Source organism: Edaphocola aurantiacus, assembly GCF_019797745.1.
Lineage (GTDB): Bacteria > Bacteroidota > Bacteroidia > Chitinophagales > Chitinophagaceae > Edaphocola > Edaphocola aurantiacus.
Map to the genome: position 1 here is coordinate 170,675 of NZ_VOSI01000001.1, position 14,326 is coordinate 185,000.

Consider the following 14,326-nt stretch of genomic DNA (forward strand, 5'->3'; position numbering starts at 1 on the left):
GTGCTTAGATTTCTGCTTTGAGGCTGATGTCCAGGCTTACCGCATGATGCGTAAGGGCCCCTACGGAAATAAAATCGACTCCGGTAGCAGCATACTGCTCCAGGTTATCGAAATGAATACCACCGGACGCTTCGGTTTCGGCTGCTCCATTTATCAGGGCTACGGCTTCAATGATCTGTTCCGGTTTATAATTATCCAGCATAATACGGTCTACGCCACCGGTGGCCAGCACCTTGCGTACATCTTCTATATTACGGGTTTCTACTTCTATTTTCAGGTCCAGGTGATGGGCTTTGAGATAGGCCTGTGTCTGCAGGATCGCTTTCTCTATCCCTCCGCAGAAATCGATATGATTATCTTTAAGCATCACCATATCATACAAGCCATAACGATGGTTATGTCCGCCACCGATCAATACCGCCTGCTTTTCCTGCATGCGGAACAATGGTGTGGTCTTACGGGTATCGAGAATGCGGGTAGGATAATCTTTGATCTTGTCTACATAGCGCTTCGTCATGCTGGCAATGCCACTCATGCGCTGCATGGTATTCAGGACCAGGCGCTCTGCCTTAAGAATGGTATGTACACCGGCTTCTACTTCAAAAGCAATGTCTCCGTAGCGGATCGCATCGCCATCTTTCATAAAAAGATTAAAGCGGGCATCCGGCTCCAGGTAATGAAAAATATCCTGCGCCCATTTCATTCCGGCCAGGATACCATCTTCTTTTATTTTCAGTATAGCCTTGCCTCTTGCTTCTTTGGGAATGCAGGCCAGTGTTGAGTAATCACCGGTACGCACATCCTCTTCCAGGGCGGCGTGTATAAATTCAAGAGCAGTCATCTTTCTCGTTTTTATTCAGGGCAAATATAAGCTTATCCCTACTCCTGCCAAGCAATCACTGTAATTTAATATTCCGTAAACAAAAAAGCCCGGTCAACATTGCTGTCAGCCGGGCTTTTATTTCCTGATTTAATTTCTATTGTGTGATCACCAGTTTAGCGGTGTATAATTTACGGGAGTAGATTTTGATAAAATAAGTACCCGGTGGTAAATCCTGGTGCAGCAGGGAGAACTTGTTATCATTCACATTGCGGCTCTGGTACAGGGTACGACCGGTAGCATCGGCCACCTCTATCTTTTCGATCGGGTATGGCGATTCGATCATACTACGGCCTCCGTTCTGTGCAGGGTTAGGATAAACACTTACTTTATTTTCGCCGGTCTCATCACGATGAATTTTTACAATCTCGCTGTAGGCCTGCGTTCCGTCCGCACTGCGCATCTGCAGGCGGTAGAAGTTATTGCCTGTTTGTGTCGCTTTATTCATATACTCATACTTCCCGTTTGCTGCAGGATTATGCGCGGTATGATACAGATCGGTAAAATGTTTGGCATCTGTACTGTATTCCAAGGTAAACTGATCTCCCGTCTCTTCTTTATTCACTTCCCAGTTCAGCAGGTGATCGAAACCGAATACTTTACCGTCAAAATGCAGCAGATTCATGCCCAGCGGCGTACTGATCATCTGGAAATACACACGGTTAGACACTTCGTTGTAAGAGTCATTGGTGAACAGTACGATAAAGTAGTTGCCCGGCTGGTTCGGCATAGAGGTATCCGGAATGCTGCGGGAACCTGCAGGAAGACCATCGATATAGGTATAGCTTACAAAATCGTCTGTGTTGGGATCCATAGCTGCGCCGTAAATACCCAGCCAGTCTTTAGGATTACCCGGTCCGTCTACCCATGTAGCACCAATGTACTCACCAAGGTTATAGTTCGATTTATCTGTAGTCAGGGTGGTAATACTATCTCCTACAGAGAAGTACGTTCTTTCTGTGGCTTCAAAGTATGCATCTTTCAGGAGGTACGTGGCAAAGTAATATCCTTTTGCCAATCCGCTTACATTATAGGTACCGTTAGCCGAAGCACCAACATAAGACCATTTCACAGAAGGGCTGGTACCTGCGCCTGTACCGGGATTCATACCTACTTTGTAGATACCGATCCAGTCGTTTGTCATCGCCGGTGCATTGCTGAAGGTCACCGGCACGGTTGTTCCTACGTTATAATTGCTCTGTGCGGTAGCCAGTGTAGGTTTAGGTCCGTAGTAGAAGGGTACGCGTGGTGCAATTTCAGTATAGCCGCCGTCCTGGAACAGTGCCGCGTAATATTCATTTTTCGTACTCAGGTTAAATTTCAATACACCGCTGACATTCCCATTTGTGGTTTTCCAGGTAACAGAGGTATTGGTACTCGGGCTCTCTCCCTTGCGGTAAATACCGATCCATGCAGCAGGATTAGTAGAGCTGCCGGAGAACGCTACTCTTACGGTATCGCCCATGCCGTAACGGTTGGTATCGAGGCTTATCGCCGGATTGAATACAACACTGTTATACACCTTAAAGGAATCGGTAACTGACCATGCAGACCAGGACTGGTTTCTATCGCGATAGCGTGCCCGCACATAATGCCAGCCATTGCCTACCGCACCGGCCGGTACCGTGTATTGTGTAATATCCAGGCCAAGGTTCTGATTTTTGGTGGTATCTGGTGTGGAACCGGTCACAGTTCCGAACAGGTCTTCGTAATGACGGTATGATTTCTTCTCTAATACGCCGAAGTTACGATCTGCGGCAACCTGAAATTCTGTAGAGTTCAGCTGCTCATTGACGGTTGAAGCAAAAGCTGATGCCGTAAGGGTTACCGGCAATTGCAGGGAGTCCGGGAAGGTATTGGTAATCTGCGGTGCATTAGGCACTGCCAGTTGTTTACTGCGATAGAAAGAGTCAATCACGACATTATCCTTAGTACCGTAGATACTACCGATAGAATAAGTTACTACAGAAACTTTATCATTAGCCATATCAACATCTACCAGCTGGTATGCCCAGTTGGAAATGGTCTTCTGTACATCATCAAAGTTTTGCTCTGTAGCCATACCCCAGTACTGGTTCCAGGCGGTACCACCGGAGATAATGTTATAGGCCGGCTGGTTTTCCATCTGACCACGTGCGTATAAGTGGTGATGCGCGCCTACATTCATAAAGTACTTAGGAGACTGTAATGCATATGGCACAACTGAATTGCGCACCCATGCAGAAATATCACCAACATATTGCTCCGCCTGGTAAGGACGGTGGCCTATGGTGATAAACCATTTTACAGAAGCATCATTGTTCAGGGTATCGATTACACGTTTCACCCAGTTGAACTGTGTGCTGTTGGCCGCACTGGATTCAGTGTTCATGTAGATGATGACCATATTACCCGCCTGGAAGGCATAATACTCCTCAGAACCGGAATAGATGCCTTTATATTGCATACTATCCAGGAAGAAGTGGTCGTAATAGGCTTGCATCTTCAGCGTACCATAGGTCTCGTGGTTACCTACTGCTGTTTGTATCGGCAACAGGCCGGACAGGTATTTAGATTTATTCAGGTGTACATGTTCATAGTGATCCAGGGTACCTACATCTACCTGATCGCCCAGGTTGAGGATAAAGGAAACCGAATCATTAAAATTGGCACCATACAGCTGCGTCATTTTTCTTTTTGCAGACATCATCAGTGAGTCATAACGCGGCTCGGCCTTGATCTGATTGTCGCCGAGGATCAGGAAACGCAGGTGATTAGAAGCATTAGGCGCTGCACCGGCAACAGGCAGGGTACGGAAAGACTGTACCGCACTGGAGTCTGTACCACTCAACACACGATAATAATACTTGGTTGCAGGTTGCAGACCATGCAGTTTCACTGTATGATAATAGTAATCATTGTTATAGTTTACATCGTTCATTAACTGGGTGCTGCCACTGGTCAGCATATCCAGGTTAGTCGGAGATAATCCGAAGCGTACCTGAGGGCTAAGCGTGGTATTGGTTTTCCAGTTAACAACAATCGAATTGGGCGTGATAGCCTGTAGGTAAGGATTTACGGCTTGTGCTTTAGCAAGGAAGGGCATACATATTGCACACACCAAGCCACACAGTAGTTGTAGAACTCTGTTCATAAGAAAAAAAATATAGCAGGAGAAAAAATTGAATGGCAAAAGTAGCCGGCACAGGTTAAGGCAATCTTAATCCCTCTTTAAGAAATTGTTGTCAAATACGGGACTAAACATTTTGTAAGTTTACCATATCTGCATTTTAAGTATTTCCTTAACCGCTTATCTTGCAAAAAATAAGTATTATTGCATGTAAAACCATTCTGTAGTGACTTTCGAAAGCGTCAAAAATACCAAAGCATTATCGCTGACCCTGGGCATACACGCATTGCTGCTGCTGGCCTTTTTCTTTGTGAAATACCAGTCTGTGGCTCCGCCTGAGTTGCAGACCTTTGATGTAGAACTGACTACTGCACTGGGCACTTCGGATAATGGCCTGGGTATTGACCCAGCTGAAATGGTCATGGGCGCCCCTGCCCCGCTTACGGCTACGGCCGATGCCGGCAGCAGTGCTGATGGTGGCAACACTGAAACTTCATCCAGCAGCGAAGCTGACATCAACCAGGATGAGACCAATGATGAGGTTGCGACAACAGAACATGCACATTCTACAGCAGTGCTGAAACGTGCAGTGACCAATAATAAAACACCTAACCCGAATACTCCGGTATCCAATAACCGACCTAATAATAAACCTCCGCAACCGTCTAACAACAGTAACAGCCGTAATGCTGCAGCCAGCACCAATACAGGTGCGCGCAGTAATGCTACTCCGAAATATTCTTATAACGGTAGTACTGGTCCTGGTGGCACGGGATCTGACCAGGATGCACCAGGTGCAACCAGTCGTGGTGATGGTACGGGCAACGGGCTGAAAGGCAAGCCAGGTGGCGATCCTAACGGATTAAGTTATAGTGGCGGGGTTAACGGCCGCAGTATTGTAGCCAGCCCGGATAAAAGAGCAGAATTCCGCGAAGGTGGTAAAGTAAGTGTGAAAGTATGGGTGAACCGTGATGGTGCCATTACCCGCTACACGATTCTTTCTGCAGCAAACAGTACGATACGTGCTATTGCAGAGCAAAAAATAAAAGCCATCCGTTTCAACAAACTACCGTCTGCTCCTGTTGAGCAGAATGGTGTGATCATAATCAATTTCAAAGCCGGTACCGGCCGATAAAATAATTCATGTACTACCTCAGACAGGCAGTAGAAACCCTCATCGGTTCATACGACGGGAAGCTGCCCCTTAGCCATCACTTAAAGCAACATTTCAAAGCGCATCCAAAACTGGGCTCACGCGATCGCAGAGCCATTTCAGATGCGATATATACTTATTACCGGTTTGCCCGGTTTGTGACGCCATCATCCAGTCAGAACATATGGGATATTGTTCGGGAGGGTATGTTACAATGCGGCATAGAAAATGCTTTCCTTCAGCGTATGCTGGATGGCATGGAAGCCCACCCGGTGCAATGGGATATAACAGCTCCATTTCCCGGCATACAGCTTACCAGCGGCATGGAAGCAGATACCTGGAAGAAAGCGATGTTGCAACAACCGCGATTGTTCCTGCGCCTGCGCCATAACCGCGAACGAACATTTCAAATATTACAACAGCAGGAGATCAGCTATACCCTGCCTGATGAACATGCTATATCCCTGCCGAACAGCACACAGATCGACAAGCTATTGGACCCTAAGGATTACGTAGTGCAGGATTACAGCTCCCAGCATAGTATGGATCTGCTGAAACAGCATGCGGATGCGGACCAGAAAGCAATTAAAGTATGGGATACCTGCGCTGGTGCAGGCGGCAAGATGCTATTGCTGAAAGATACTTATTCTGAGGCCACTGTATTATCTACAGACATCCGCCCTACGATACTGCACAATCTGAAAGAACGGGCAAGGTTATATGGCCATAAATTTGTGCAGACCAAGGTTGTGGATAGCAGTGATGCCGGTGCGGTGTCTGGCGAAATCCAAGGGGAGTATGACTGGGTAATCTCTGATGTACCTTGCTCTGGCAGCGGTACCTGGGCCCGCACGCCGGAACAGTTTTATTTCTTTCACCCCGATAAGCTGCTGCATTTTGCAGACCTGCAATGGAGCATTGCGCGCAACACCTGTCGCAAAGTGAAGCCGGGCGGCTATTTCCTGTATATTACCTGTTCTGTATTTACAGCTGAGAATGAAGCCGTAGTACAACGCCTCCTGCAAACGAACCCGGATATGGAGTTGATTGCCGAACAGTTACTGAATGGAGTGGATGCACATGCAGACAGTATGTACGCTGCATTAATCCAACGCAAACCTTAATCAGATACGATAGGTATCTGCATTATGCTCGGAAAGGGAACCCAGCTCGATCAATGTACAGTCGGTCTTGGTTTCCAGTTCATGCCATACATAGGGATCTATCTCAATTTTAGTGGGTACATCCAGTTCTACACGGATAATTGCCGCCTCCTGTATATTGCCATAACGTAATATAGCAGTACCGGAAAGCAGGATCAGTATTTCCGGTTGTTTGGAAAGTGATGTGCCCTTATGATAATGGTTGCCACTGATCGTACCCGCTTTGCGAAAGATAACCAGGTGTCTGCCCATGCGTTCATGAAAGTATTCACAGGTATAACCCCTGTCATCTGTCCCGATTAATTCTAATGGAGTAATGCGTACCATGGTGGTATAATTTAAGAAGCCACTTCTTCCGAAGTTGTAGCGGCCGATCCGTCAAACAATTTTACAGTATCTTTTGTGAGACTGAGTCTCTGTGCACGCTCCAGCTCACGCAGGCGCCAGATCAGGAATCGGTCGCCGGTATAGATCTTATGTTTGCCCATCAGCTGCCCCACGAGTTTATTGATTTTCTGAGGCTGTGCCGTACAGGCATCCAGCAATAATTTATCATAAGCAGTAATGGGTTTACTGCTGATCTTACGGCCACCTTCATTCTGGCGTACGCCCATCCCCTCTTCATGAATCAGTCGCTTCCACTCATCTCCCTCTGTCTCCCATTCTGATGGGGTAATGGCCCTGGCTAGTTTAAGCGCTTTCAATACCTGGCGCGGAGGCAAGGCTGCAATGCTTTCGGGATAGAATAGTTTACCCTCATCATCCAGGAATGGAAGGCCATTGATATTGATGACATACAGTTTGCCCATATGCTTTTTAAGAAAATGCAGCAGCCAGAAATAAGTACATACATCTGCGGGAATACTACCCATCCAGAAGCATACCTGATCAATGGTTTCATTGGTCAGGCTGGTAGACAGTTCCATCAGGCGATCGAGATCATCAACCACTATTTCATGCTGATCACCCGACACCTCTTGCCAGAACTGGCTGCGCAGCTCAGAAAACTTAAGGGTTTCTGAACGCAGGGGTCCTACATTAAATACATCTTTAACCACCATTACAGAAGCCTCTTCTGTATCTGAAGACAATGCCTGCTTAACCGCATCTCCGGCGATATCACCTACTAGGATATGTACCATTTTCATAGCCGCAATTTACAAAAAAGATGCAATGCACCGGTATATTAAAAGGGGAAGACAGCCACTATGGTATGCGATACCCATCAAAAGTATGGTTGCATAGTGCTGTACACAATACTTTTATGAAAAAACACAACCAAAGTTAGTGCCGGACTTTTTACTGGCTGGAATATTGAACCTACTTTTGCTTCAGAAACTAAAACAAAACACACTTTAAACAGAACCACACCTAACAGCTAAAACCACTGAAACTGAAAATATCCTTTGATAGTCTCGGCCGGGATTATCGGGGTATTTTTGGTTTTCCGGTTCCACAGAAAATAAAGCAATTTACCCTTTAACCAACAGGTCTATGATCTGGAGTTGTTCATCTCCGTTAAAGGTATGCATACCATAGTATTTGTTATACCGGCTTAGCTGCTCTACAGCCTCTTCTTCATACTCCTCTTCACTCAGTTTTACGATCCTGTTGATCATGATTTCGGAACCATAGGTTGCTCCGCAATTCTGAGAGGGCCTGTACAGGATGTCTTCTTTACAATAGATCTGCCCTGCATTACGGGCTTTGTGCATATCTATAATCACCGGGTTCTTTTTATGTGGCTTCCAGTCAGTGCTGAACAGATTGTCGGAATAGTAAATATATAAGCGTTCATTGTTATCATACTCTTCCTCTTCTATTTTATTAAAGAAGAGCCAGTACTTACCCTCATGAAATAGCCATAAGGGGTCCAGTATATTCATGCCTTCTATCATCACCATTTCCTCTGCCCATACATGGGGAAACTGTATTGCTTTATAAACCGACAGCTTACCGGAGCTGCTTTGTTCCGGCATCATATAATACTGATCTTCGTATCTGAATACATTCGGAAAGGACAAATGAAACGGCTGTCCGAGTACTTTCGCAGGCTTGCCGGATGATTTCCCATTTTCATCAAGCATGATTACCGAAATATGTCCTTTGCCGGCACTCCGATCCATCTCTTCAAAAAAGATAAAATTTTCGCCGTCCTTCCGGACCAGGAAGGGATCGGCCCAGAAGCTCTTCTCAGGCTGCCCGATAAAAGATACTTTTTCCTGACGGATCAGGGCTATCTTCCAGCTGTACTTTCCGGACCAGAAACAAAGCTTACGCATTAATAGAAACAGGCATAGTCTGAGATAGTATCTTATCAGATGGCTCATCGTATAGGATGGATACCTTGAAAGATGCACCGGGCGTGGATTATCTTTGATCTGGCCTAATACGAGGTAGGTCAGGTAGTATAATGCCTTATCGCGGTTATTATATATTCCCCTGATTGTTGCAAAAGATAATTCATGGCAGGTTTCCCAGGTATGGCCGCTTTGGCGTGATGACAACCGCACATTGGTATACTGTTCTTTCCTGATGGCCGCATCGTACCAGTGATCTTTATCCATTTCCGGACGATATGCTTTTTTGAATGTCAGTGGCAGTGCTTCCAGTACACTTTCCGTAAGGCATATGGCATAGGTACAGGCTGCGGTTATTCCTTCTTCATACCGCTGCAGGCCGGGATAGTCAGACAGGGTATCTTCCAATGCGCAAGACTCCAGGGCAGGTACCTTAAAGGTTAGTAAACGACGATCTATAAAAGAAAGGATGGGATTTTTTTTGACTGTTGGGCGTGCTGTATCCAGTATATACACAGCACAATAATCTCCTGCGTGTTCTAGCAAAGCACGTAATATGGCACGTTCATAAGCGCTGATTGTTTTATGCAAGACAATCAGGTAAAGCGGTAGCTCACTCATATTAAATCATACGTTTTCACCGGGGTTCTTCAGGACCGGTTATACATTACTCATTCATATTACTACAGTATTCAATAGGTCTTAGCTGGCAATACTGTATTTAACGGCCTAGTGCCAGACCGCTAAGCAACTGAAAAGTATTCAAATAAAATCGCAGATAAAAATATATGAGCCTATTTAACAGTTAGTTTATAATAAAAGTGAACTATTCTCCGATTAAAGGGCATCCTTAACCATATTTCCAAGGCGTTTGAGGTCAAATTCCAGTTTATCGTTCCAGGCCAGGCCATAATTCAGTCGCATACAGTTATTGTACTGGTTGTATTGTGTAAACATACGTCCCGGAGCAAAGCCTATCTTTTGTTTGATAGCGATGTCAAACAGTTCAGCCGTATCGACCTTTTTATCCAGCTCCAGCCATAACATGAAACCGCCCTGTGGTTGCGATATACGGGTATGATCGGGGAAGTACATTTCTATTGCGCGCTGGTATCGCAGACAGTTTGCATACAGTGTTTTGCGGAAGGTGCGGAGGTGATGGTCGTAGCGACCGTAATTCATAAAGTCAGCCACGACTTCCTGGTATAAAGAGGGCGTGGATATGGTTTGCAGCAGTTTCTGGTGAATGATCTTATCCTTGTATTTGCCAGGGGCCACCCAGCCGACACGGTAACCCGGGGCCAGCGTTTTAGATACCGAACCACACCACATAACAATACCCGCCTCATCGTAGTATTTACAAGGCTTGGGCCTTGAAGGTCCGAAGAAGAGATTGCCGTACAGGTCATCTTCTATGAGTGGAATATCATATTCAGTAAGCATCCGTACCAGCTCTTTTTTATGCTCATCCGGCATGAGGCAGCCCAGCGGATTACTGAAATTGCTGATAAAACAGCAGGCATTCAGTTTAGGTAATACTTTTTTAACCGCATCCAGGTCTATACCGGTTACGGGATGTGTAGGAATCTCTATCACATTCAGTTTAAGCGAAGTGACGATCTGAATAATGCCAAAATATACCGGGCTCTCTACCGCCACCGTATCACCGGGCTGGGTAACGGCCATCAGGCAATTAAAAATGGCATTCATGGTGCCGGAAGTGGTTACGATATCATCTTCCGTAATTTTCCCTTCCAGTATCAGTGACCATTTGGCTACCGTACGACGCAGGTTGAGATTGCCCTGCACCGGCTCATAACTGACGCCACCATCTTTCATATTACGCACGGCATTGATAATGCCCTTGTTCAGCTTGGCAATAGGCAGCAGGCTCTGATCCGGAAGCCCCAGGGAAAATTGGGTAATCTCATTATCATACAAGGTGTCGAATACCTTGGTGATCAGGTCCTGCGGTTGCTGCTCCCGGTATGTAGCTTTGATCTTCCCCACAGAAGGCAAAGAACGCTTTCGCTCAGCAGCCGGACTCACAAAATAGCCGGACTGGGGACGGGATTCTACCAGTGACTTGCTTTCCAGCTCCCAGAATACCAGTTTGGCCGTATTCAGGCTAACATTATACATCTTCTGTACCGATCGTAAAGAGGGTAATTTATCGCCCGGTTTAAGGGTACCATTAACGACCTGCTCTTCCAGTACGCGTGCTATCTTAAGATAAAGTATTTCTTTTCTCACAGCCATAATATTGTCTCTTTCAAAGGTATAATAATACCGGTGGCTAATTGCAATTATTCAGCCAGCCGATCAGCCTGGTGATCTGTGTCTGCATCGCAGCTACATCCTCAACCTTACCGAAAGAGTGATCCAGCTCCTCTTGTGCTCTTTGCGCTAACTCTTGCCGGATAACAGTTGTATCAAACCCAGCTTTACCAAAATAACGGATGACCAGACTACCCTCTTCTGAAATACTGACCGACGAAAAACCAAGTACTTCGGTACCCAGGCTGGCCTGTACCAGTGGCAGTCCAAAACCGGCATTAAGTACGGTACCGGCACCTTGTTCACGGTAAATATCAATCAGTGATTTGAGGCCGGACAGGTATACCGGACTATAGTGCACTTCCCTGTGTTGATGAGCTATTGTTTTCATAACCAGATTTTTATACTGTAAAGCTAGACCGAATACCCGAATGGACACAGATACAGAAACGCCTATTAAATAGGACACAGTTTGACCTGTATATATTTTGTACTTTTAGTGCCATAAAACAATCTCTATGAATCGCATAGTATCGCTGCTAGGCTTACTTTTATGCTTACTGCCTGGTTTACCTAAAGGAGTTTATGCACAGCAAAAACAACAAAAATCACTGTTGACGGTGCGTCCGGATACGCTTACCCTATTCGACAAAGCACGTTCCCGGCCTATTCCTATAGCTATTTTCAGACCTATGCCAGGCATTATCAGTCCCGGGCTCATCATCCTCAGTCATGGATATGGCGCCAATGATCCGGGCAGCTATCTTACCTATAGGGGTATCTGTAATTTCCTGGCCTGGCAGGGCTATATGGTCATCAGTATACAGCATGAGCTCCCTACAGATGAGCTGATTCCGATGGAGGGGAAGCCACAGATTGTTCGCAGACCATTCTGGGAAAAAGGAGCGGATAATATCCTGTTCGTAATCCGTTATGCACAGGCGCATTATTCTGCACAGTGTAATACACGCAACATTATACTGATCGGGCATTCCAATGGCGGAGATATGAGTGCGCTGTTTCCGCAAAAATATCCGGGTATTGTTTCGAAGGTAATTACACTGGACAACAGGCGTATGGCCCTGCCCCGCACCAGGAAGCCAAAGATTTACACGCTTAGATCCAGCGATCAGCCTGCAGACGAGGGTGTATTGCCAGCAGAGACAGAGGCGAAGAAACTGGGCATAAAAATCATTAAACTACCCGCAACGATTCATAATGATATGGATGATGGTGGTACGGAGGCCCAGCAAGCAGAGATAAATCAGTATATACTCCAATTTTTGAAGGAAAAATAGCTATAAAATAGCTGTGGCGCACCTTTGGTGCGCCACAGCTATTTTATTCCGAATTGTAATATGATATTTTAGAATTGCATCAGCTTCTGTACAGACTCATCCAGTCTGCCCTTAGCCAGGAAGTTCTGCTCCAGTTCAATAGCAAATGGGATTGGTGTATCCAGGCTGGCACAACGCACGATAGGCGCATCCAGGTACTGGAAACAGTTTTCAGAGATCCATGCAGAAATTTCTCCGCCAATACCACCCATCAGACAATCTTCATGTAAGAGTAATACTTTACCGGTTCGTTTCACACTGGCTTCGATAGCTTCATAATCCAGCGGAGACAGCGTTCTCAGATCCAGGATGTCGATAGACAATTCAGGATGCTGCTTCGCATACTCTGTAGCCCAGTGTACGCCGCTACCATAAGTAATGATAGACACATCGCTACCTTCCTGCACCAGTCTTGCCTTACCGATCTCGATGGTATAGTAATCATCCGGTACCTGTCCGCTTACACTTCTGTACAAGGCTTTATGTTCGAAGAAGATAACAGGGTTAGGATCTTCAAAAGAGGCCAGCAGTAAGCCTTTGGCATCTTCCGGTGTGGCAGGATATACTACTTTTAATCCCGGTGTATGGGTAAACCATGCTTCATTGCTCTGAGAGTGGAACGGACCTGCTCCTACTCCTGCACCTGTTGGCATACGCACCACTACGTCGGCATTTTGTCCCCAGCGGTAATGAATTTTAGCGAGGTTATTGATGATCTGGTTGAAGCCTACCGTTGCGAAATCGGCAAACTGCATTTCCATCATAGCTTTATATCCTTTGATGGACAGACCCAGTGCAGTACCGATAATGGCGCTTTCACATAATGGTGTATTGCGCACACGCTCTTTACCAAACTGTTCCATCATACCTTCGGTTACTTTGAAGGCTCCGCCGTATTCAGCGATATCCTGACCCATCAAAACCAGTTTTGGATGACGTTCCATAGCCTGACGCATGGCATCGCTGATGGCCTGGATAAATTTCTTTTCGCTCTTTGCACAGCTATCGGTAATCACTGTATTTTCTGCTTTATATGGCACAAATACATCTGCTACTTCTTCTGCAGTATCCGGTTTGATGGCTTCCGCTGCAAAACCGATCTCCAGACCGGCTTCAATCTCCTGCTGAATCGCTTCACGGATCGCTGCGATCTGCGCATCGTCAATGATATTTTCTTTTTTCAGGAAGTCTTCATAGTTCTGTACCGGGTCTTTCTTGCCCCATAATTCAAACAGTTCTTTCGGTACATATTTCACACCACTGGCCTCTTCATGACCACGCATACGGAAGGTCATGGCTTCGATCATGATCGGCTTCTGCTCTGTAATACAGTATTCGCGCGCTTCTTTGATCGCCTGGTATACTTCCAGGATATTATTACCATCTATTATTTTTGAAGCCATTCCATAACCAACAGCTTTATCGGCCAGTTGCTTACAGATAAATTGTTCGCTGCTCGGAGTACTTAATCCGTAACCATTGTTTTCGATCAGGAAAATAACCGGCAGACCCCATACAGCTGCTGTATTCAGCGCTTCATGGAAGTCTCCTTCACTGGTACCGCCATCGCCGGAAAAGGCAAGGGATACTTTTTGTTCTTTCTGTAATTTATGTGCCAAGGCAATACCATCAGCAATAGCCAGCTGAGGTCCCAGGTGAGAGATCATACCACAGATATGGTGCTCATTACTACCGAAGTGGAATGAACGCTCACGGCCTTTACTGTAGCCTTCTTTTTTGCCCTGCCATTGCAGGAATAATTTAGAAAAAGGCATTTTACGGGCGGTGAATACGCCCAGGTTGCGGTGCAGGGGCATGATATACTCATCACTGTCCAGCGCCATAGTAGCTCCTACGGCAATCGCCTCCTGGCCAATACCGCTAAACCATTTGCTTACTCTGCCCTGACGCAGCAAAATCAACATCTTTTCTTCTATCATCCGGGGTTTTACCAGGCCCGCATATAATTGTATCAACAGGTCTTTGTCGAAGTGCTTATGATCAAATTGCATGGATTCTAAAAAATTTGCCCAAAGGTAATATATTTTACCTATCTGCCACGGCCGTATATATAGATAAATTATGCACAAGTCAAGTGTTTTTGGTG

The 14,326-nt window shown here is 45.9% G+C and carries 11 protein-coding genes; 3 read left to right on the forward strand and 8 right to left on the reverse strand.

Annotated elements, in window-relative coordinates; genetic code table 11:
• Window positions 1-4: 4 nt before the first annotated feature.
• Together nadC and FTD44_RS00725 are read right to left on the reverse strand one after the other, a co-directional pair.
• Complete coding sequence (gene nadC / locus FTD44_RS00720) at window positions 5-841, reverse strand: carboxylating nicotinate-nucleotide diphosphorylase (RefSeq protein ID WP_129021149.1); 837 nt, start codon at window positions 839-841, stop codon at window positions 5-7.
• Window positions 842-977: 136 nt separating this feature from the next.
• A complete protein-coding gene (locus tag FTD44_RS00725; RefSeq protein WP_222164711.1) occupies window positions 978-4,013 on the reverse strand; it encodes a fibronectin type III domain-containing protein in 3,036 nt (1,011 codons plus the stop codon).
• A gap of 202 nt (window positions 4,014-4,215) precedes the next feature.
• Between FTD44_RS00725 and FTD44_RS00730 the strand changes: the two genes are divergently transcribed.
• Window positions 4,216-5,124, forward strand: coding sequence for an energy transducer TonB (locus FTD44_RS00730; RefSeq protein ID WP_222164712.1), 909 nt, complete (start codon window positions 4,216-4,218; stop codon window positions 5,122-5,124).
• Window positions 5,125-5,132: 8 nt separating this feature from the next.
• Entirely contained in the window at window positions 5,133-6,266 is a 1,134-nt protein-coding gene (locus tag FTD44_RS00735) for an RsmB/NOP family class I SAM-dependent RNA methyltransferase (RefSeq protein WP_222164713.1), read from the forward strand.
• Here the strand turns inward: FTD44_RS00735 and FTD44_RS00740 are convergent, their stop codons facing one another.
• The 5 genes from FTD44_RS00740 to FTD44_RS00760 form a co-directional block, all read right to left on the reverse strand.
• Window positions 6,267-6,632, reverse strand: coding sequence for a polysaccharide biosynthesis C-terminal domain-containing protein (locus tag FTD44_RS00740; RefSeq protein WP_222164714.1), 366 nt, complete (start codon window positions 6,630-6,632; stop codon window positions 6,267-6,269).
• A gap of 11 nt (window positions 6,633-6,643) precedes the next feature.
• Complete coding sequence (locus FTD44_RS00745) at window positions 6,644-7,447, reverse strand: DUF3658 domain-containing protein (RefSeq protein ID WP_222164715.1); 804 nt, start codon at window positions 7,445-7,447, stop codon at window positions 6,644-6,646.
• 330 nt (window positions 7,448-7,777) lie between these two features.
• A complete protein-coding gene (locus FTD44_RS00750; protein WP_222164716.1) occupies window positions 7,778-9,226 on the reverse strand; it encodes a glucosamine inositolphosphorylceramide transferase family protein in 1,449 nt (482 codons plus the stop codon).
• A gap of 216 nt (window positions 9,227-9,442) precedes the next feature.
• Window positions 9,443-10,858 carry an aminotransferase-like domain-containing protein gene (locus FTD44_RS00755; RefSeq protein ID WP_222164717.1) on the reverse strand — a complete coding sequence of 472 codons (1,416 nt, stop codon included), beginning with the start codon at window positions 10,856-10,858 and terminating at the stop codon, window positions 9,443-9,445.
• Window positions 10,859-10,901: 43 nt separating this feature from the next.
• Complete coding sequence (locus FTD44_RS00760) at window positions 10,902-11,273, reverse strand: hypothetical protein (protein ID WP_222164718.1); 372 nt, start codon at window positions 11,271-11,273, stop codon at window positions 10,902-10,904.
• Between the two features lie 127 nt (window positions 11,274-11,400).
• On the opposite strand from FTD44_RS00760, the gene FTD44_RS00765 reads away from it, so the two are divergent.
• Window positions 11,401-12,180, forward strand: a complete 780-nt coding sequence (locus FTD44_RS00765; RefSeq protein ID WP_222164719.1) for an alpha/beta hydrolase — start codon at window positions 11,401-11,403, stop codon at window positions 12,178-12,180.
• A gap of 68 nt (window positions 12,181-12,248) precedes the next feature.
• On the opposite strand, the gene FTD44_RS00770 is transcribed toward FTD44_RS00765, so the two are convergent.
• Window positions 12,249-14,231 carry an alpha-ketoacid dehydrogenase subunit alpha/beta gene (locus FTD44_RS00770; protein ID WP_222164720.1) on the reverse strand — a complete coding sequence of 661 codons (1,983 nt, stop codon included), beginning with the start codon at window positions 14,229-14,231 and terminating at the stop codon, window positions 12,249-12,251.
• Window positions 14,232-14,326: the final 95 nt, after the last annotated feature.